The organism is Microbulbifer variabilis ATCC 700307 (assembly GCF_000380565.1).
GTDB classification, from domain to species: Bacteria; Pseudomonadota; Gammaproteobacteria; order Pseudomonadales; family Cellvibrionaceae; genus Microbulbifer; species Microbulbifer variabilis.
Genome location: NZ_AQYJ01000029.1, coordinates 598,985 through 619,046, shown reverse-complemented (window position 1 = coordinate 619,046; position 20,062 = coordinate 598,985). Strand labels below are relative to the sequence as shown.

The 20,062-nt window shown below is 46.3% G+C and carries 12 protein-coding genes and 1 pseudogene; 5 read left to right on the top strand and 8 right to left on the bottom strand.

Annotated features, from left to right (window positions below; translation table 11 throughout):
• Positions 1–79: 79 nt before the first annotated feature.
• Both G367_RS0121565 and G367_RS0121560 read left to right on the top strand, forming a co-directional pair.
• Complete coding sequence (locus G367_RS0121565) at positions 80–1,036, top strand: ribonuclease Z (protein WP_026305317.1); 957 nt, start codon at positions 80–82, stop codon at positions 1,034–1,036.
• 144 nt (positions 1,037–1,180) lie between these two features.
• Positions 1,181–2,347, top strand: a complete 1,167-nt coding sequence (locus G367_RS0121560) for an alpha-hydroxy acid oxidase (RefSeq protein WP_020415248.1) — start codon at positions 1,181–1,183, stop codon at positions 2,345–2,347.
• A gap of 96 nt (positions 2,348–2,443) precedes the next feature.
• Here the strand turns inward: G367_RS0121560 and G367_RS24620 are convergent, their stop codons facing one another.
• The 8 genes and pseudogenes from G367_RS24620 to G367_RS0121510 form a co-directional block, all read right to left on the bottom strand.
• A complete protein-coding gene (locus G367_RS24620) occupies positions 2,444–3,970 on the bottom strand; it encodes an efflux transporter outer membrane subunit (protein WP_020415247.1) in 1,527 nt (508 codons plus the stop codon).
• Positions 3,948–5,033, bottom strand: a complete 1,086-nt coding sequence (locus G367_RS0121550) for an HlyD family secretion protein (protein WP_020415246.1) — start codon at positions 5,031–5,033, stop codon at positions 3,948–3,950. Before G367_RS0121550 ends, G367_RS24620 begins: the two co-directional genes overlap by 23 nt.
• 38 nt (positions 5,034–5,071) lie before the next feature.
• Entirely contained in the window at positions 5,072–5,284 is a 213-nt protein-coding gene (locus G367_RS27210) for a DUF1656 domain-containing protein (protein WP_169337146.1), read from the bottom strand.
• Positions 5,285–5,301: 17 nt separating this feature from the next.
• A complete protein-coding gene (locus G367_RS0121540; RefSeq protein ID WP_020415245.1) occupies positions 5,302–7,482 on the bottom strand; it encodes an FUSC family protein in 2,181 nt (726 codons plus the stop codon).
• 754 nt (positions 7,483–8,236) lie between these two features.
• Positions 8,237–8,641 (bottom strand): annotated as a pseudogene (locus G367_RS27205) (transposase); the annotation flags it as partial.
• A gap of 384 nt (positions 8,642–9,025) precedes the next feature.
• The gene (locus G367_RS0121520; RefSeq protein WP_157533710.1) at positions 9,026–10,558 is read right to left on the bottom strand and encodes a hypothetical protein; all 1,533 of its coding nucleotides are present in this window, start codon (positions 10,556–10,558) and stop codon (positions 9,026–9,028) included.
• An 840-nt stretch (positions 10,559–11,398) separates the two neighbouring features.
• On the bottom strand, positions 11,399–13,573 hold the full coding sequence (locus tag G367_RS0121515) for a malate synthase G (protein WP_020415241.1): 2,175 nt from the start codon (positions 13,571–13,573) through the stop codon (positions 11,399–11,401).
• A gap of 189 nt (positions 13,574–13,762) precedes the next feature.
• Positions 13,763–14,698: a LysR family transcriptional regulator gene (locus G367_RS0121510; RefSeq protein WP_020415240.1), complete on the bottom strand. Its 936-nt coding sequence runs from the start codon at positions 14,696–14,698 to the stop codon at positions 13,763–13,765.
• 114 nt (positions 14,699–14,812) lie between these two features.
• Here G367_RS0121510 and G367_RS0121505 point away from each other — a divergent pair, with 114 nt between their 5' ends.
• From G367_RS0121505 to pta, 3 genes are all read left to right on the top strand, one after another.
• Positions 14,813–16,411 (top strand): isocitrate lyase, encoded by a 1,599-nt coding sequence (locus tag G367_RS0121505; RefSeq protein ID WP_020415239.1) that lies wholly within the window; start codon positions 14,813–14,815, stop codon positions 16,409–16,411.
• A gap of 259 nt (positions 16,412–16,670) precedes the next feature.
• Positions 16,671–17,879: an acetate kinase gene (locus tag G367_RS0121495; protein WP_020415237.1), complete on the top strand. Its 1,209-nt coding sequence runs from the start codon at positions 16,671–16,673 to the stop codon at positions 17,877–17,879.
• 2 nt (positions 17,880–17,881) lie between these two features.
• Positions 17,882–20,047 carry a phosphate acetyltransferase gene (pta, locus tag G367_RS0121490; RefSeq protein WP_020415236.1) on the top strand — a complete coding sequence of 722 codons (2,166 nt, stop codon included), beginning with the start codon at positions 17,882–17,884 and terminating at the stop codon, positions 20,045–20,047.
• The last annotated feature ends 15 nt before the right edge of the window (positions 20,048–20,062 follow it).

The window sequence follows — 20,062 nt, the reverse complement described above, 5'->3', positions numbered from 1 at the left end:
ATATACTAACTATGATTCCCTCTTCCCGACTTGACATCGTGTGTATGATTGGGGGGGCAACAACAGAGGTAAATGCTCATTGGAACTATTGTTTTTGGGTACATCGTCCGGTACTCCCACAAAGGACAGAAACGTAAGCGCTGTCGCATTAATAGAAAGTCAAGGTAAAAGCTGGTACCTGATCGACTGCGGTGAGGGAACTCAACATCAAATCCTTCATACTCCCCTGTCCTTAAACTCTCTAAGCGCAATTTTCATCACCCATGTCCATGGTGATCATTGCTATGGACTACCAGGACTATTGGCAAGTGCGGGGATGCAAGGCAGAGCTAAACCACTGACTGTAGTAGCACCAAAGGCTATACGTGACTGGCTTATATCTACGCAGGCATGCACTGAACTCTACCTACCATTTGAGTTGAATTTTTTTCCTTCGGAGAAATTACCTACCTTGGACCAAGGACAGTTTATGATTTCCCTGACTAAACTTTCCCACAGGGTGCCCTCGTACGCTTACAGTTTTACCGAGAGAAAAATACGGGCTTCCTTAGATATCGAAAAATTGTGTGTAGCAGGCATCCCCCAAGGGCCCTTATGGGGCAAACTGAGAGCCGGAATTAATATTATCTATAATGGCCGGGAATACTCTTCTACAGAGTTTCTTCACCGAAAGCAAAAGCCAAGAAAAATTGTGATCTGTGGAGATAATGACAGCCCAGAATTGTTAAAAAAAGCCTGCGTAGAGTGTGACCTTCTCGTTCATGAGTCTACTTTTACTGATGATATGGCTGAAAAAGCTGTAAAGGTCGGACACAGCTGTGCCAAGCAGGTGGCATCTTTTGCAGAGCAAGCAACTGTACCCAACCTGATTTTGACCCATTTCAGTCCGCGATACCAATCAAGAGCTGATATAACTCCCTCAATTAATGACATATACCTCGAAGCTCAATCTGTATACAGAGGCAATCTACAGCTAGCTTCTGACTTTAAACGGTTCGAGTTAGATAAAACTGGAAAACTGAGGTCGCACATTTAAAGTTATGCTCTATGTTTTCACCGAAAGCAGAACAGGAAGCCTGGATACAATTAATACTCTCCAAGATTCCTGCAATTCAATAAGAACTAATACTTCACGCTTCAACTGCTAACCTGAAGGAAATAACCGGGCAGGAAATACCAAATGGTACAAATCAATGAACTATTTAATCGGCACTTCGCAAGCAGCCAAAGATTAAGGAAGAAAGCTAAAAAGAAAATTCCGAAGTTTGCCTATGACTACCTCACTGAAGGCTGTATGGATGATATAGGCCTTAGCCGAAATCGAATTCCCTTTAAATCTGTCGAATTCACACCGCAATACATCAAGCGGCCGACTGAGCCGGATATAAGCTGCAAACTATTTGATTACCATTACAGCGCACCATTTGGAATTGCACCCGTAGGTCTCCAGGGACTAATGTGGCCAGATGCTCCTGTCATACTGGCAGATGCTGCCTATAGACATGAAATTCCTTACATTCTCAGTACCGTATCCTCTGAATCACTAGAACGCATAGCGGAAGTAACCCAGGGAATGGCGTGGTACCAACTATATAATCCCACTGAACCTTCCATCCTAACCGATCTTCTCAAGCGCTTGGAGAGAGCTCAATATCAAAATCTAGCAATTACCGTTGATGTACCCACCTTCGGTTTAAGGCCGCGGGACTTCCACAATGGTCTTGCTATGCCTCCAAAGCTTACACTAAAAAACATCTATCAAGCAGCCATCCGGCCTCATTGGAGTTTAGCCACTCTCGTGCACGGGCTGCCCCAGTTCAAGAACCTTACTCCATATATGAGCAAAGAGAGCAAGAAATTGGAACTCACTGAGTTTATGAATACAGCTACTATGGGGCCACTGGATTTTGACAGTTTAAAAAGTATTCGAGATCGTTGGCCACACAAACTAATCATCAAAGGTATTATGAGCAAACCCGATGTTGATAAAGCAATCGCATTAGGTGTCGATGGAGTGATTATTTCGAATCATGGCGCACGTCAACTAGACCAAGGAGAAGCTACATTACCCTTAGTTCAGGAGCTTAAAACGACATACCAGAGTAAGATTCCACTTCTTATAGACAGTGGGCTTAGGTCGGGCGCAGATGTAGCAAGTGCCCTTTCTCTTGGAGCACAATTCAGCTTTCTGGGTCGTTTTTTTATGTACAGTGTTTGTGCACTAGGTAAAGAGGGAGCAGATCATGCAATTTACCTATTGAAAGCACAGCTAACACAGATAATGCAACAGGTCGGAGCAAAAAAAATCTCAGAACTACCCGGAAAAGCCAAGCTTAAAAATTTCTAAATTAATAATCAAGAATACATATCTTATATTTTAAAGTTAGTGAGCCCATTCTCAATTGAATAATCAAACAACTGAATCTGGATTAATAGTAATGAGTTAATCTAAAAGCTTATCCCAGTAATGAGTACGTCTAAGCATATCCTCTATAGTTTCCTCTGGTAGTAATTCTAAAGGCATAAGTCCATCATTTATTTGCCACCCTCCCCCAAGAGACAAATATACCTGCACCAGACTTGTTGCCACTGCACCCTGTGCGACAACAAGTATATCCTGCTGATTAAGGTTGGAAACCAAGGTTGTAATGACCGTATTAAATTCTATCTCTCCACCTATATATTGTGTAAATGAGAGGTCTACAGATTCCCTCGATGCCTGAGCAGCCGTTTCATAGAAAACCTGTTGCTCTTGTGATTTAAGATAAGCAACTATTGCATTTTCTACATCCACCTGCGCTTGTAAAACAACTTGTTGGTAGTCTGAAACAAGCTGTTGGAAGGTTGCATCCTGTAACCGGACATTATTACGCAGTCGTCCATAATTAAAGATATTCCAATCAAATTCCAAAAATATATCCCATGCATCGCTACTACCATTAAGCTGCCCCCCTCTGATATCGATCGCTCCGATCAACCCCCCAATCGAAAAGTTTGGGTAAAGCTCAGCTCTCGCAACGCCAATCAGTTCCCCCTGAGCAGCAAGTAGGCGCTCTGCCTGTCGGATATCCGGGCGCTGCCTTAAGAGATCTTGAGGCATACCAATAGCTGTGATTGCGGGTACATGAGGTACCGTTGGCGATACGGAAAGTATATCGTTCAGACTATGCGGAGGCATACCAAGCAGTATTGCCAAGGTATTTTTTAGTTGCTGGAGAATAATTTCCAATCCGGGAACAGTAGCTTCTGTATTACTCAGTAAAGTTTGTGCTTGTTCAGCATCCAATGCACTAACTTCACCTGCTTGAAATTTCACTTCCGCAATTCTTAAACCTTCTCTCTGTATACGAATATTTTCTCTTGCTACTTCAATTCGACGCTTGACGGTGCGTATATTGATATATGTCTGAGCTACTTGCGCAATGATAGAAATGAGTAGCCCATCATATTCAGCCATACTAGCTTCAAGATCCGCTGCAGCCGAGTTCACCAAACGCCTCAGCTGCCCCCACATATCCAACTCCCAAGTTAAATTAAAGTTAAGATAATATTCACTTTGTAGGTTTCCAGTTATTCCCGAGCGAACGTATTTTGAACGATCTACAAGCCCTTCAATTTGCTGTATTTGTGGATATTGATCTCCAATTGCGATAGCCAAAAGCTGTTGCGCTTGCAGTGCCCTGAGAGCAGCAGATCTTAACTCCAGATTATTTTCTATTGCTTGGGCCACAAGCTCATCCAGTACCGGGTCAGAGAAAGCTGATTGCCACCAAAAGGGATTGACCGCCTCCAGGATATCTAGGCGTTTATCATTTTGGTAAACCCATGAATCCTCAATGGTTACGGGAGGTGGTACATAGTCTGGGCCCAGCATACAGCCGCTGCCAATAAATAGATAAACAATGCCCAGAGCCAATCGTTGGCTTATAGAGCTTATATAGCTGGAGTTATGGAGAGTGCGCCGCTTCATCTTGTTCGGCGCTCGCAGTATCGCTCAATATGAGCACTGAACTGGTAAACCCAACACGAAGATCAACAGACTCAGGCCTTTCCGTTAAGTGAACTCTCACAGGTATCCGCTGTGCTAGACGAATCCATTCAAATGTTGGGTTTACCCTTGGCAGCAAGTCATTACCAGCAGTTCCATCATCCTGCGCTATCCCCCAGCCAATACTCTCTACATAACCCTTGAGGGGCCTATGGGGATAAGCCATCAATGTTACAATTGCCTTATCCCCTGGCGAAATTCGACGGATAAAGGTCTCTCGAAAATAGCCCTCTATTCGGTAAGTACTAACATCTACTATTGATAGTGCCGGTTGGTTCGCCACAGCTTGATCACCATAGCGAAAGTCCAGATTTGTTACATAACCTGAAACTGGCGCAGTAACAGTTGTGTACTCAAGATTGAGTTCAGCTTGTCGCACCATCGCAAGAGCTGCACGCACACCTGGATTATCCGCTCCAAGAGCACCAAGTTGCGCCCGGACTCTCGCCAAATCTGCCTGTGACTGCTCTAAAACAGCTAAGGACTCAGCGAGGCTGGCCTCTGCACCCGCACGATACTCCACAGAGGATTCATAATCAGCTTGCGCAGCCTGAAGGGACCGCACTGAAGTGGCACGTTGAGGAAGTAATTCCTGTTGACGCTCAAACTCTGCTCTGGATTTCATGATTTCCGCATCCAGAGCATTGATATTACTCTGAGCCAGGTCTATTGCTGCAGAGGATTCCCGCAGTCTGGCTTCATAAGCCAGAATATTTTCCCTTTGTGCGTTATAGGTATCAATTGCCTCTTCATATTGAGCCCGGGCTTCCGCCAAGGCAGCCTCATAGATTCTTGGATCTATTTGGAATAGGAGTTCGCCTGCATTGACAAACTGGTTATCTCGAATTGGTAATTCTACTACTTGACCAGAAACTCTGGGAGTAACCTGAATTATATCCGCTTGGACTTTCCCATCTCTTGTCCACGGATTATTAAGGTATTTCCAGAACTGGAGAACCAACGAAAATAGAGCAAGGAAAACCATACCTCCCGTCAGTATGTATTTTCTATGCTTTTTCACCCTCATATACCCACAAATACCGACCCAATAAAGACTGAGTAAATTATGCTTAACGAAATAACTACAATTGGCGGATTTGCAAAGTATCTAGAGAGACGATAACGATCCAGAACCCTAGCAGTAAGTAATGCCGCCATAACTCCAAGTACGCCTGCAACCAGAACAGGAGAAATAAAAAACCCACCTATAGATACATCGTGAGGTACCTTTTCCATACTTTTACCTATTCGGTTCAGAGGCATCTCTCTTCACAGAAGTATTTCCAGTCCACTGATTCTGACAAACGAAAAAATTCAGCCAGATAGTTATTAATACAATGCGTAACACCCAAAAAATACAAGAAATTAGACACTCCCTCTTTTGACTGTTCGCTACACTCTCTAAGCTCCATTAGTTCGCCGACATCGACGTTGGCCCTATCAAATATCCGCCTATACCCTCTCTTTAATGAGTCGATATGAATCCTTCGTTTTCTACCTGACAAATAAAAAAATATTTTTCCTGCTAGACACCGCCATATGAATGCTTCCCGGAGCATTCTTTTTGTCGCCACTAAATTCATTTTTGACCTATCAATTCCATATAAAATTTTTACTTGATTGGCGACCAGCATAAGCAAATCAATAATCCTCCGCATTTGATCAGTAGACATACCCTTAATAGCCTTTTCATTGATTCCCTCTTTCCAATAGAGGATATTCTTATGTGAAATCATAACGATATTAAGATGATATAAGACATATAGCCGATGGAATATCGACCGATCTTTTAAACGTTGTATATCGCCCTCAACCACGAGACGAGCAGCACTATCAAGAAGCCTATCTATATTTTTCTTGAAGTTTCTCTCTGGGTGTGAGGAAAAGGGAATATTTCTTGATATAGCTAGTATGCAAAAAATTATCGCCAAGACAAATATATAGTTTGTATATACAACAAAACTATAAACTTGATCATTATTAAAATTGAATATGATCTGCGGAAAAATAAGAACCAAAGTCCTTATCATAGATTGAGCGCCAAAATACTTATTCGCAAAGTAAGAGATAACAAAAGTCCAGACAAAGATCATCGACCCCAAAGTATAATACCCAGGAAGCTTGGGCATTAAAAAAAAGTACAATGGCGCAGACATTAAACAAACTAGAATCGTGTAGGCACAAGTTTCAAACAATCTAATTTGTGGACTAACAGCAGCAATGATTGCTATGATTGTAATCAACAATACAACTAGCAATCCGCCAATCATATCCGGAACAAACAAATAGGCCAGATAGGAAATCCATATACCAACAAGCACACGAACAACATTGGCAAGCCTATCCGGATCAGGCATCAGCAAACCAAACCAATATGCGCCCTCTTCACCAGGGAATTTCAAATACGAACTCCCTAAACTTTTAATATCATTGACAGAGCTTATTAGTGCTCGAGTTTCAACCTCTAGATCATTTAATGAACGTCGTGTCACGGCTATTGCCGCGGTCTCTGAGGTTGATAGCTCCTTTACTTTATCAATATTTCCTCTAATCACTCTCTCCTGAGCACTGCCTGCTAACTGGTCTTCAGCAATGGCGAAGCGCAACCTCTTAAATCGGCTCTTCATATCCTCCAAATAGTCTTTCATTCCCAGAAGAAACTTCATTACTCCCAGATCACTGGATAGAGCCAGACCTTCTTCTAATTTAAGCAACGACTGGGTAACCGCTGTTGCACGACATCCCAAATGATTCCACTGCCTACGGCATTCCCAGATTTCGTAACTGTCAGAACTGGCATCATTAATTGCAGTACGTAAGCGTGCATCTGCTTTTAACAGTTCAACTCTCTTTTCTCTACGAATTTTCACCTTTTTTCGATCTAGAATCCTTGTAAAACACCTATCTGCAAATGCGCGGTGAGCATCTAGTAGGGAAACCGCGGCTTGATGTAGTTCTTCACGGCTACAATTCGGCCATATCAGCACAGCGACTAGGCCATAGACGATAATACCAAGCAATGACTCCTGGATACGTAAAATGCCTTCCTCATAGGAAATTGATAAGTCACCTCCTGTCGCATCCCATAACAATAAGATGACATAGCCACAAGTCATCCAAAAATATTGGTGCTTTGATCTCTGCAGAAAATATACGCAGCTTGCAACCCAAGTAGAAAGGGCAATCATAAAGAGCCAGCGATCCTGGGGAAACAACGCAACGATTATCCAGCCGCCTAATAGCGCAAAAAGAGTCCCCAAGATCCACAAAATGGCGCGATTTAAGGATTGTCCGAGATTTGCTTGGCTACACACAATAACTGCAAATCCACCCCAAAAAGGTTTCTCCCAATTAATACCCATTGCAATGGCATAAACAATTACCAGAGCCAGCGCAATTTTTATCGACTCTTTCGCATTACGAGACAGGTGCAACTTTATCTCCGAGAATTTTCACGATATAGCGGTTACGCCTTTTTATTCAATGACGCCAAAATACTAATTAACTACGGGATTGTTTATTTGACAGGAAGAAGTATGGCATATAAGGAAGCAATAAAATCAGGGATTTATAAATAGATATGGTAAGTATGGACTGTATTATAAAGTGTCAATGAGGGTTGATTGTCATCAAAGAACGTCAGAATTTTATACCCCAATACTCTATGATCGCTTGGCGAAAAGGTATGCCAATATAAATAATGACATGCAATCCTGAGAGCAAGTATTGGATATATAACTCTTAGGCAATGGGATGAGAGAAATTAAAATACAATGACGACTAAACCCATTCAAAATATATTCCCCTTTTTCAGCTCAGATCTCCGGCGTAATCACCACTTTAAATGGTATGCCACTAGAATCTATAAACTTAACTTCTGCCGGGGCATTATAAGAGGTAATTAGTGTAGGAGTCGCCAAATTCACATAGCCATTACTTTCTTGATACTCATATATACTTGCGACTACACGAAGCTGGCCTTCAGGTGTTTGTTCTTCTAATTATAGGAGCTTAATTAATTTATCTATATGTATTTCACTTTCTACATCCCCTTCATTTAGCAAGTGTAAAGAGGCCAATTTAGCACCGTTGGGGATTGCATCTACTTTTAGCACCATAGGTGATGCAGTGCTAAATAATGCATATACAAATGTCGACATAACAACCACAATAGCAATTCCTATATGCTTATATACACCCACCAATCCCCGTTCTCTTTTCCTTATCAGGCTCTTTTTCTTTCTCAACCAAAAGAATACTTTCTGGCGTCATGGAAAATGCCGAAGCTATGGATTTTACTGACTCCCGGGAAGCACTTTCGGTCTTTTCTAATCTCTGCACAATCCTTAGACTAATGAAAAATACACCGGCCAAGTGTTGCTGGCTCAAGGCTTGCAACCAAGCTACTTGCTCTTTCCAAAATTGAAGCCATCTCCAGCAAGCACTCGATGATAGATAATAAGAGGGAGGCTCTTTCCTTCTTGCGCCTAAGCGCAAAACCCATAAAATACCTTCAAAACAGGCTCGGTTATCAATGGGTTTCGCGCCACCCTTCCCACGTTTTAGCTGGGGAAGGCAAGGATGAATCACTTTCCACTGATCGTCGGGCCAACTCTGACTTTAACCGGCTCACAACTACTCGTCTTTTTACTCCGAGAGTGTGCGAGAATAGTCGATTGCTAGTTATGAAGCAGCCTCTAGTACATCATTATAATGATTGCACTACCAGAGTAAAAAGTGTAATGGCCGCATACCGATAGCCACACTTGAAGGTGGAAAAGCATCTGGGGAGAGGCTTGTAAACTGAATTTGGCCTGACAGAACACTTCCGGAAAAACCGATAAATGTCAGATCAACTCTAAACCACTATACCTAATGGGAATATGATATTAAGGCCAGCTTTATTTACCTAAATGTGTATTTGCGAGATAAGATCAACCCTACTTACTTTAAGAGGAAGTGGGGCTGATCAGCACATTAATATTTAGAAGTTTGCAGACGAACTACACCTCCAAAAGTACCCGATACTATTTCACCCTTACCCCCAATTTGAGCAGCTGAATAAACACTATTATATTTCTCTCGATATCCTAACGGAATATGAAACACACTGTCACCCGTATCCCAATTCACAGCCTCTAGTGTCCACATACCCTGTCGCTGCCCCCAACAGTAAACTAAATTAGAGGATTCGCTCATGGTCGGCACGCCATTAGGACAGCTTATTTCTTTATTCGCCCAAAGACTACTCAAACTGCGACTGTAAGAATTCCAATGAAATTGCTCGATACCATAGGGGGCATTCTCAGGGAAATTAGAAAACAACACCGTAAGCCTTTGGGGAACACCCGGCAATCGCGAAAAATCCCAGCCATAGTCATTATTAACAACAACTGCTCGATCACCTCGAACCAAGACCGATTGCTCAGATATACTCCTTGTCGCATTGGGATTACCAAAAGTAATAGGAATTTCCGCTGCAATTCTTCTATCTTTCTCTTCAGAAATCGGTTTCCAATCCATCGGTATCTGGTCTCGCCACATCACCACCAGATTCATAAGCTCCTGACCATCAGTAAACACTACCAGCTTATCATTACCCGCATTCATTAATGTGGGCGTGGAGCCGGAACCAATTCCCAGTCGACCCGGCCAAGGTGTCTCTCCCCCAGCTTCATAGGCTGCCTTCCAGGCGCCTTTTCCTTCGTCGGCGCTCACCCTATCTCCAGACCACTGAAATCGATACATCTTTTTACTGGAAACCACATAGATACCTCCTTCTTCATCTATAGAGATTGAGTTTGATACCTCCTCACCTTCATCAACCTTTGTATGATAGAACTTATCTAGGCTTCTATTGATTACCAATACCAACCCTTTGGAAGTTGCGAGACAAATATAACCATCGTAAGTCATATTCATCCCAACAATTACTTCACTCTCAGCAGTCAAAAGCTCCTCAGGTATATCAAACTTTTTATATAGATTTATACCCGATCCTGGGTCGCCCTTTATTGCATCCTCATAAACCAACAAACTTGAGCCATCCGGCACATAAAATTTGTAATCTTTATCCACAAGGACATATGCACCAGAGAGCCCTCCTGTCATTTCATCTTTTAACTTTGTATCAATCCTATTTATCTGGTTTCCACTCATGTCCATTTTAAAAACAGATCCAAGTGTACTTCCCCAAACCACTCTCTTACCATTTACTTCATAGATTGGAGAGTAAGCAAGGATAATTGGAACAGGTATTGTTTCAGAGAGCTCCTTTTGAAGGCTTGCAATATCATCTAACTCTATACCTTTTAAATATGAAGACCCCTGGTTGTAGGGATTTCTATGGCTCATGGGCCAGGGAGAACCAGCCAAGAATGGGTTCTTCGGTGGATCAATAATCGACTCCGCAATTGCTACATTGAAAAAAATAGATGCAGAAAAAAAATTAAATAAAAATACAGTTCTTAAGCACCGAATCAATCCAGGAATCATCAAAACATCCTCCATGTTTAATTAAACACCTAACTATAAAGCAGGGAAAATAAAACACTAAGAACTCCGAAAGCTTTCCTTAAGGCTTGGCTTCTCTACAAAATATTGCTTGAGTATCCTCTAGCCAATACTACGAGGAAACTATATTTAAGGAAAGTGCAACTTATAGAGGCGCCCCTCTTTTTGCAACAGAAACTGAAATATACTATAAAGAAAACTACCTGAATTCAACGTGAAAGATTATATAGTCCTGGTTATTATTCTCTACAAGTAGCTCCTTAAGCTTTTCATAATACTTGATAGCTTAAAGCATTTCATTAAAGATTACTTGGTGTCTTGAACAACACACCAACTTTGATAGATATCATTTTTTAAACTGATATTGTTGGAAACTATTTCGTAACTCTAATTCAGCTGACCTTAATGAAATGTGATTTTTTCGGTTAGCAGGTATTCTATATGTATATATTACAAATAAATAAATTGAGGGCTCTCTTATTATTTGGGTGTTTTTAAATTACGGAACTGTTTTTATCCCAAAATTATAGAATAACTATAGCTTACCCAAGTTATAATCACTGTCTCCAAGATCTATATATGTCAAATAAAATACTAATTCATTCAGTATTTTAGTAAATGTCTCCCGGAAGGCTAATTGCTAGATTCCCGGGATATACAATCTTACGTCAGTTACCTCTGCACCCCTTTCCTTGTCTAGTAGGTATTTCTTATCAACTTCCCCATAGAGAGGAGGGTACTGACGACCGCCTTAGCTCGTTAAAGTATGCGCTAGATTTGATTTCATAATGATTTGACCAGTAAAAAGACCCCTTAAGGGGTCTTGCAGCAAAATCATCATGCATTTAGAGCCTTAAATTCCCGCCTGCGACGATGCAGAACCGGCTCAGTATAACCATTAGGCTGCGCACAACCCTCGAAAACCAATTCACAAGCAGCTTGAAAGGCAATGCTTTTATCGAAGTCAGGGGCCATATTATTGTAGTTGGAATCACCCGCATTTTGGCGATCTACTATCGCTGCCATACGCTCCATGGTTTCTCGCACCTGCTTCTCACTAACAATGCCATGTTTCAACCAGTTGGCAATATGTTGGGAGGAAATACGCAGAGTTGCGCGGTCTTCCATCAGGCCAACATCGTTGATATCCGGTACTTTGGAACAACCTACACCCTGTTCTACCCAACGTACAACATAACCAAGTATCCCCTGGGCGTTATTATCCAGCTCTAGCTGAATCTCTTTGGCGCTCCAATTGGTATTATTAGCCACGGGTACGGTAAGGATATCTTCCAGCTTGGCGTGATGGCGATGCTGGATTTCTTCTTGACGGCGGTTTACATCTACCTTGTGGTAATGCAATGCGTGCAGTGTCGCGGCAGTTGGAGAGGGAACCCAGGCAGTATTGGCACCGGCCATGGGATGGGCAAGCTTGGCGTGCATCATAGCTGACATTTGGTCAGGTATTGGCCACATTCCCTTACCGATTTGAGCCCGGCCCTTTAAGCCGCAGTTTAAACCAACATCTACATTCCACTCTTCATAGGCATTGATCCAGGTAGACTGTTTCATATCGCCTTTACGAATCATCGGACCAGCAAGCATTGAGGTATGGATTTCATCGCCAGTGCGATCGAGGAAGCCGGTATTGATAAATACCACACGCTCTTTAGCTTCGGCAATACAGGATTTCAGGTTTACCGTGGTACGACGCTCCTCATCCATAATGCCCATTTTTACAGTGAAACGCGGTAGGCCAAGGACATCTTCAATACGATTGAACAGGATGTTGGCAAAAGCCACTTCTTCCGGACCATGCATCTTTGGTTTCACGATATAGATACTACCGGTACGGGAGTTCTTAATCTCTCCATCGCCGCGTAGATCGTGTAGCGCGATCAGGCTGGTAATCATGCCATCAAGGATGCCTTCAGGAATCTCCTGGCCATCACCAAATAAAACAGCATCATTGGTCATCAGGTGGCCGACATTGCGTACAAACATGAGGCTGCGACCTGGCAAAGTTAACTGATTGCCATTTGGAGTAGTGTACTCACGGTCGGCATTCAAATTACGCTCAAAGGTCTTGCCACCTTTATTAATGGTTTCTTTCAGGTCTCCTCGCATAAGGCCGAGCCAGTTACGATAAACGACAACCTTATCCTCGGCATCGACCGCGGCAACGGAATCTTCGCAGTCCATAATGGTGGTCAAAGCAGATTCCAGCAGCACATCTTTTACACCAGCATCGTCAGTCTTACCGACAGGGCTTTCCCGATCTACCTGAACTTCAAAGTGCAAGCCGTGCTGTTTAAGCAGAATACAACTGGGCTCTTCGCTGTCACCGCGATAACCGACAAACTGTTTACCATCTTTGACGGTGGCGATATCACCATTCGCCAGTACCACTTCCAGCAGGGAGCCATTTACGCGGTACTGCACAGCATCTTTGTGGCTGCCGCAGGTAAGTGGAGCAGACTGATCCAGGAAGTTGCGAGCAAACTCAATAACTTTGGCACCCCGTACAGGGTTGTATTCGGTGCCTTTTTCCGCACCGCCCTCTTCGCTGATCACGTCAGTTCCGTACAGGGCATCATACAAGCTGCCCCAGCGGGCATTGGCTGCATTGAGTGCGTAACGGGCATTCATCACCGGCACCACCAACTGTGGCCCCGCAAGAGTGGCAATCTCTTCGTCGACATTTTCGGTAGTAGCGGCAAAATCAGCAGGCTCATCTACCAGGTAGCCAATTTCACGCAAGTATTCACGATACCCTTCCAGGTCGCGAACACCCTCGGGGTTCTCTGTGTACCAACGATCCAGGGTTTCCTGGAGTTCATCACGCTTTTGCAGTAATTCGCGGTTAACTGGCGCCAGATCACGGACGATGGCATCGAGCCCACCCCAGAATTTATCGGCATCGACCCCGGTTCCTGGAATCACCTCCTCGCTAACCAGATTGTATAGTTCCGGTGCGATTTGCAGATTACCGATTTGGACTCGTTCCGTCATACCCTGGGCCTCTCGCTAATTGTTGGAATTACGGCATTCTAAACAGCCATTTCGACATACCGCTAATTTATAGGCGCAATTTCCACTATTCATAGATCAAATTTTTATGAATGCGGTTGGCGCGTGAAACCTTACCAGTAAAACTACGCATTCACCTACAAGGCGCATGCTTCCTTACTCACCAGTCACTTACAGAGCCCGACCGATATCCAAGATCAGGCGGCGTAACCAGCGGTGCGGCGCACTCTGCTGCAATAGGGGGCTCCAAGCCATTTTCAGTTCCAGAGGTGGAATATCCAGGGGGGGATCCCTTCGCACAACCCTCGGATTATCGCTGGCCAGCTGCGCCAGCCGGGTGGGAACTGTCACTATCAAATCGCTCTGTTCTGCCAATAGCATGGCTACCTGATAGTGGCGTGTAAACACGGAAATATCGCGCTTTTCCCCCAAGCGCCCAATAGCCTCATCCACCCAGCCGAGCCTCTGAACATCCTCTGGGTTTACCCCTACCCCAACCCCCATGCCCGTTTTACTGACCCAGATGTGCTGGGCCTTCAAATAGCTTTGCAGATTGTAGTCTTCAAGCATGGGGTTATCTGCCCGCATCACACAGGAGAAACTGTCTCGCCACACAGTAGCCTGATGGAAGCTCTGCGGCATGCTGTCAAAGCGGTTGATTACCATATCCACTTTGCCCTGCTCCACATCAACGAAACTCACATCACTGGGGGTCATGATATCCAGGCTGATTCCAGGAGCATCATCACGCAGCTGCTTGAGTAGCGGCGGAATCAAAGTGGATTCTGCATAGTCACTGGCCATGATTCGAAATGTTCGGCGTGTATTCGCCGGATCAAAATCCCGATTAGGCTGAATCACCCGATCGATACTGGACAGGGCTTCTCGCACCATCGGCTGCAACTCCAGGGCACGCTCGGTGGGCATCATGCCCTCGCGAGTGCGTACCAGAAGGGGGTCATCGAACAGCTCTCGCAGACGCTTAAGGCCGTTACTCATAGCTGGCTGGGATAGGCCTAGATAGTTTGCCGCACGGGTTACATTACGTTCTCGCAGCAGTACATCAAGATACACCAGCAGGTTCAGGTCAGCTCTTTCCAGTTGCATACATCATTCGCCAGATCGATAGTGAAAATAAAATCAATAAATTAGGCAAATTATGCCACTCCTCCTAAGATACTCAACACCTAATCGCAGTCACCGTTTTAAGGAAACACTGTCATGTCCACCTACACTCAAGACATCGACGCGGTAGCTAAGCTCCGTGACAGCAAAAGCGGCACTTGGGACGCTATCAATCCCGAATCTGTTGCCCGTATGCGCGCCCAGAACAAATTCAAGAACGGCCTGGATATTGCCAAGTACACTGCCAATATCATGCGCGCTGACATGGAGAATTACGACAAGGACACCTCCAAGTACACTCAGTCTCTGGGTTGCTGGCACGGTTTCATCGGCCAGCAGAAGATGATTTCTATTAAGAAGCACTTCGAAGGCAATACTGACCGCCGCTATTTGTACCTGTCCGGCTGGATGGTAGCTGCACTGCGCAGTGAATTTGGTCCGCTGCCCGACCAGTCCATGCACGAGAAAACCTCTGTTGCACACCTGATCAATGAGCTGTACACCTTCCTGCGTCAAGCAGATGCTCGCGAGCTGAACGACCTGTTTCGCGAATTGGATGCTGCCCGCGAGGCCGGTAACAAGGCTGCCGAGAAGGCTGTACAGGACAAGATCGACAACCATAAAACCCACGTTGTACCAATCATCGCTGACATCGATGCCGGTTTTGGTAACGCGGAAGCCACTTACCTGATGGCCAAGCAAATGATCGAAGCGGGTGCTTGCTGTATCCAGATCGAGAACCAGGTTTCCGACGAAAAGCAATGTGGCCACCAGGACGGTAAAGTGACCGTTCCTCACGAGGACTTCCTGGCCAAGATCCGGGCTGTTCGTTACGCGTTCCTGGAGTTGGGCGTAGATAACGGAGTTATTGTTGCCCGTACCGACTCCCTGGGTGCCGGCCTGACCAAGCAGATCGCTGTGACCAAAGAGCCTGGCGACCTGGGCGATCAGTACAACGCTTTCCTGGACTGCGAAGAAATCGACGCTTCTGAACTGGCTAACGGTGACGTTGTAATCAACCGCGAAGGCAAACTTTTGCGTCCTAAGCGCCTGGCTTCCAACCTTTTCCAGTTCCGCAAAGGTACCGGCGAAGCTCGCTGCATCCTGGACAGCATCACTTCCTTGCAAAATGGTGCTGACCTGATTTGGATCGAAACCGAGAAGCCCCATATCGGCCAGATTGGCGGCATGATGGATGAAATCCGTAAAGTCGTTCCCGATGCGAAACTGGTTTACAACAACAGCCCGTCCTTTAACTGGACACTGAACTTCCGTCAGCAGGTTTTTGATACCTGGAGTGAAGAAGGCAAAGACGTATCCGCTTACGACCGCGCCAACCTGATGAGCGCCGAGTACGACGACTCTGACCTTTCTGCAGCAGCTGATGAGAAGATCCGTACTTTCCAAGCCGACGCGGCTCGCGAAGCAGGCATCTTCCACCATCTGATCACCCTGCCAACTTACCACACTGCAGCCCTGTCTACCGACAACCTGGCCAAGGAGTACTTCGGTGAGCAAGGCATGCTGGGCTACGTGAAAGGCGTTCAGCGTAAAGAAATCCGTCAGGGCATTGCCTGTGTTAAGCACCAGAACATGGCAGGTTCTGACATCGGTGACGACCACAAAGAGTACTTCGCTGGTGAAGCTGCCCTGAAGGCTGCTGGTAAAGACAACACCATGAACCAGTTCGGCTAAGCCCTCTTTATATACCCAAAAGGTATGTTTAAGGCGGCGCCAGCCGCCTTCTTCTGATAAAAGCTGACGATTTCTCTCAGCCTGAGAGTTAAGTTTCTGCTGAAGAAGTACAGTTGAAGCAAACTGCGCTTTAATCTCTGCATTTTAAATTTGGGCCGCAATCGCGGCCCTTTTTTATTCTCACCCCCAGCCATGTTTTCAAAAGACTTTTGCGCCAACTTGGCTAGCCTTAGGGTATATACGCAGGGACACCCATCCTATGCCCAACCCCGGCTTAGTACTAATTCTGAACTGTGGCAGCTCCTCACTGAAGTTTGCCGCACTCGATCCATTCAGTGGAGAGGAATACTTATCAGGTCAAGCCGATGCCCTGGGAAGTTCCGGGGCAGTTCTCAATTGGCGTTATTGCAGTGAGGACAACAGCCAGCCGCTCTCCCCAAGCGATGACTGCGAAAGTGTGATTGGTTGGCTGGTTGAGCGGTTTGATGGGACCTGGCTCGGACTAAAAGCCCGTCTGCTCGCCATTGGCCACCGGGTGGTCCACGGCGGCGAGTTATTCGCAGATTCAGTATTGATAGACCAGCAGGTCCTGACCGCAATTCGCTCCTGCTGCGAATTGGCACCACTGCACAACCCGGCTGCTCTGCAAGGGATCCAGACTGCCCTGATCGCTTTTCCCCAAGTACCCCAAGCTGCCGTGTTCGATACAGCATTTCACCAGGGTATGCCGGACTATGCCTACCTCTACGCACTGCCCTACCGGCTATACCAGGATCACCATATTCGACGTTACGGCATGCATGGGAGCAGCCACCGCTATATTGCCGAGCGCAGTGCCGAGCTATTGGGAAAACCAACTACTGAGGCCAACGTAATTTCCGCACACCTGGGTAACGGCGCTTCCATTGCCGCTATCAAAGGCGGGCACAGTGTGGATACCAGTATGGGACTCACGCCCCTCGAAGGACTGGTAATGGGTAGCCGCTGTGGCGACCTGGACCCAGGCCTGCTATTGCACCTTGGAGAATCCCTGGACTATTCCCTGGCCGAGCTGGAGCAGCTGCTGAATAGAGAGAGCGGCCTGCTCGGCCTATCCGGTTTGAGTAATGACTGTCGCGAACTGGAAGAGGCAATGGAAAACGGCCACGAGGGAGCCCGCCTGGCCCTGGAGGTATTCTGTTATAGATTGGCTAAATATATCGCTGCCTACACTGTGCCCTTGCGCAGGGTCAGCGCCCTGGCATTTACCGGGGGCATTGGAGAAAACTCCTCCTGGGTACGCCATAGGACCATTAGCTGGCTTAGCGCACTCGGCTATCAACTGAATCAGGAGCGCAATGAGGCAACCCGCTTCGGTGCCGAGGGGCTCATATCCAAGGCGGGTACGCTGGATATCTTTGTAATCCCAACCAGGGAGGATTGGGTAATCGCCAGGGATGCCGCAAGGCTCGCATCTGAGGTGCGCTAGAAATGTCTCATCGCACTCGCACACTGATGCTCGTTCCCCTTGCCGCTGGAGTCGGAATTACTTCCGTAAGCCTGGGCTTAATTCGGGCATTGGAGCGTATCCAGGTGGAAGTTAAATTCTACAAGCCTGTGGCCGAGCCGCCGCCTCCAGACGGTACCATTGAACGGACCAACGAAATATTGCGGCAGGTTTCCAACCTGGATATTCCACGCTCCTTCAGTGCCAAACATGTTGAGTCCATGGTCTCTACAGGGAAAATGCCAGATCTGTTAGAAGAAATACTGGCCCGATATCAAAGCGGCGGCCAGCATGCAGACGTGACCGTCATCGAAGGCGTACTACCCAGCAGTGAAAATCAGTTTGCCAACCAACTCAATTACCAGATTGCCAAGACACTGGATGCGGAAGTAGTACTGGTAGCCTGCCCTCATGGTGGAGATATCAGGCAATTGCGAGAGCGGTTACAGTTCGCTGTTCACTCCTTCGGCGGAGAAAAATCCAACCGTGTAGTGGGCTGCATTATCAATAAGGTTGGAGCCCCTGAAGAGCAAACTGATACTCCCGGTGCTCAACCGGCAGGTATGCGTGCCGGACGTGAAGATCCCGCAGAAAACAAAGTCACAATCACCAGGGAATCCCTCTACCGGCAAACCCCTCTACGTATTGTCGGCTGTATACCCTGGAATGCAGATCTTCTGGCTCCCCGCGCATTAGATCTGGTGCGGCATTTCGATGCTCAACTTATCAACCGGGGAGAATTGGAGACCCGGAGATTACACAATGTAACTTTCTGCTCCCGTTCACTCCCCAATATGCTCAGGCGATTTCAGCCCGGGGCTTTGTTAGTTACTTCTGCCGATAGACCTGATGTAGTCACCGCGGCCTGCTTGGCAGCTATGAACGGGGTAAAAATCGGATGCCTGCTGCTAACTGGGGGTTATCGGCTGGATCGTGAAGTCCATAAACTCTGCACACCAGCAATGGAGACCGGCCTGCCAGTAATGCTGGTAAGTGGCAATACTTGGCGCACTGTAGTGGACTTACAGACCTTCAACCTGCGTACACCGGCAGATGACCGTGAGCGGGTGAACCGGGTGCAAGATTTTTTTGCCAGTCACCTGGATGAAAACTGGGTGAATTCTTTGAGCCAGGTTTCCAACCGCCCCCGGAGACTTTCCCCTCCAGCCTTCCGATATCATCTGACGGAACTGGCCCGCCGAAAAAAAAAGCGTATTGTACTTCCCGAAGGTGAAGAGCCACGCACCATCAGGGCAGCATTGATTTGCACCGAGCGCGATATTGCCGAACCTGTTCTGCTCGGCAATACAAAAACCATTGCCAGGGTCGCAGAGCAGCAAGGTCTAACACTCTCTGACAAAATTCACATTACCGATCCGGAAACTGTGCGTGACAATTATATTGAGCCCATGGTGGAATTGCGTAGGAGCAAGGGCCTGACAGAAGTGGTCGCAAAGGAGCAGCTCCATGACAATGTAGTACTCGGCACTATGATGTTGGCTCTGGATGAGGTCGATGGACTGGTATCCGGGGCTATTCACACCACCGCCAATACCATCCGTCCCGCTCTGCAGCTAATAAAAGCCGCACCGGGTGAAGAGCTGGTTTCCTCTATATTTTTTATGCTGCTGCCCGAACAAGTTTTGGTTTATGGGGACTGCGCTATTAACCCCGACCCAAACGCAGAGCAACTGGCAGCGATTGCTATTCAGTCCGCCGATTCAGCGAAAGCATTTGGCGTAGAGCCTCGTGTAGCCATGATCAGCTACTCTACAGGAACCTCAGGCAGTGGCTCAGATGTAGACAAGGTTCGCGAAGCAACCGAAATTGCCAAACGCAAAAGGCCCAGGCTGATCATCGATGGCCCCCTACAATACGATGCGGCCGTTACCGAAAATGTAGCCGCTCAGAAAGCACCACATAGCCCTGTTGCTGGACGTGCAACGGTATTTATTTTTCCCGACTTGAATACAGGCAACACAACCTATAAAGCTGTGCAGCGCAGTGCGGACTTGGTCAGTATTGGCCCCATGCTGCAGGGGTTGCGCAAACCGGTGAATGATTTATCCCGCGGTGCCCTGGTCGACGATATTGTCTACACCATCGCACTCACGGCAATTCAGGCGCAACAACGTGATTATCAGGGTTAAAAACAATACTAAGCA

Coding starts and splice junctions, on each gene's coding strand:
- G367_RS27210 (WP_169337146.1), bottom strand. CDS start 5,284: ATGGAAAAGGTACCTCACGATGTATCTATAGGTGGGTTTTTTATTTCT.
- G367_RS0121515 (WP_020415241.1), bottom strand. CDS start 13,573: ATGACGGAACGAGTCCAAATCGGTAATCTGCAAATCGCACCGGAACTA.
- G367_RS0121495 (WP_020415237.1), top strand. CDS start 16,671: ATGCCCAACCCCGGCTTAGTACTAATTCTGAACTGTGGCAGCTCCTCA.
- G367_RS0121560 (WP_020415248.1), top strand. CDS start 1,181: ATGGTACAAATCAATGAACTATTTAATCGGCACTTCGCAAGCAGCCAA.
- G367_RS0121520 (WP_157533710.1), bottom strand. CDS start 10,558: ATGGAGGATGTTTTGATGATTCCTGGATTGATTCGGTGCTTAAGAACT.
- G367_RS0121510 (WP_020415240.1), bottom strand. CDS start 14,698: ATGCAACTGGAAAGAGCTGACCTGAACCTGCTGGTGTATCTTGATGTA.
- G367_RS24620 (WP_020415247.1), bottom strand. CDS start 3,970: ATGAAGCGGCGCACTCTCCATAACTCCAGCTATATAAGCTCTATAAGC.
- G367_RS0121550 (WP_020415246.1), bottom strand. CDS start 5,033: ATGGTTTTCCTTGCTCTATTTTCGTTGGTTCTCCAGTTCTGGAAATAC.
- G367_RS0121505 (WP_020415239.1), top strand. CDS start 14,813: ATGTCCACCTACACTCAAGACATCGACGCGGTAGCTAAGCTCCGTGAC.
- pta (WP_020415236.1), top strand. CDS start 17,882: ATGTCTCATCGCACTCGCACACTGATGCTCGTTCCCCTTGCCGCTGGA.